This is a genomic window from Halorubrum tibetense (assembly GCF_042661865.1).
GTDB classification, from domain to species: domain Archaea; phylum Halobacteriota; class Halobacteria; order Halobacteriales; family Haloferacaceae; genus Halorubrum; species Halorubrum tibetense.
On sequence record NZ_JBHSWW010000513.1, the window covers coordinates 1 to 992 of the forward strand.

Consider the following 992-nt stretch of genomic DNA (forward strand, 5'->3'; position numbering starts at 1 on the left):
CACCCGGCAGGTGCTCGCGGACGTGGCGACGACACGCGGGCCGCCGGCGGCGGTCGGGAAGGCGGACGAGCTGGCGCGGATCTCGACGACGGAGAAGGCGGCGCTGCGCCGGAAGTTCGAAGAGCGGTTCGACAGCGACCAGCAGGCGACGTACGACGACCACCGCTGGGGAAAAGCGCAGTACTGAGCCGGCGGTCCCCGTGGTGTCCGATACGGGGACTGGGCAGCCGGGACGCCGATCCGGCAGCCGGGACGCCGATCCAGGGTTACAGACTGTCGACGAGGAGGACGACGTAGATCATCGCGTTGTAGAGCCCGTGGGCCAGCCCAGGGATCAACACGTTGTCGGTCCGCTCGTAGAGGAGTCCGAGCACACAGCCGAGCGTGGCTGCGATACCGACGTACGCCCACTGTTCTGCGGGAGAGCCGTCGACGCCGGGGAGGTGGATCAGCCCGAACAGCAGGCTCGCGATCAGGATCGCGGGGAGGGCGTCGAACGCCCGGCGGATCCCCCCCTGAACGACCCCGCGGAACAGCAGCTCCTCGACTGGGCCGACGACGAGAAGCGACACCGCGATCATCGCGAGGTAGTAGATGATCGGGTCGCCGCCGGGAACGGTCGCCTGGTTCCGTGCGGTGCCGAGCCCGGCCAGCTGGAGTCCGAACAGCGCGGCGTACTGGAAGACGAGCAGGGCGACCGCGACGCTCACGACGAGCCCGGCGTCGCGCCGCGAGAGCCGCGAGAGGCGAAACAGATCCCACTCGTCGGTGATCGCCAGATACGCGAGGGCCGCGAGGAGGAACCCGCCAAACTGGACGATGGTCCGGAGCAGCTGCCACCCGTTGCCGCCCTCGACGACGAGGCCGGCTCGGACCGCCAGCGTCGAGGCCGGTTGGGTGACCGCGCTGGCGACGAGGAGGGCGAGGAGGACGGCGAACAGCGCGCTCGCCAGTCGACGGAGGCGGCGAAGCGGGTCGTGGGTGTCGTGGCC

At 70.4% G+C, this 992-nt stretch carries 1 protein-coding gene and 1 pseudogene; one reads left to right on the plus strand and one right to left on the minus strand.

Going from position 1 to position 992, the window contains the following annotated elements:
- Positions 1-187 (plus strand): annotated as a pseudogene (locus ACFQEU_RS16610) (DNA double-strand break repair nuclease NurA); the annotation flags it as partial.
- Between the two features lie 79 nt (positions 188-266).
- Here ACFQEU_RS16610 and ACFQEU_RS16615 read toward each other — a convergent pair.
- Positions 267-953 carry a CPBP family intramembrane glutamic endopeptidase gene (locus tag ACFQEU_RS16615; protein WP_379783948.1) on the minus strand — a complete coding sequence of 229 codons (687 nt, stop codon included), beginning with the start codon at positions 951-953 and terminating at the stop codon, positions 267-269.
- Positions 954-992 lie beyond the last annotated feature (39 nt).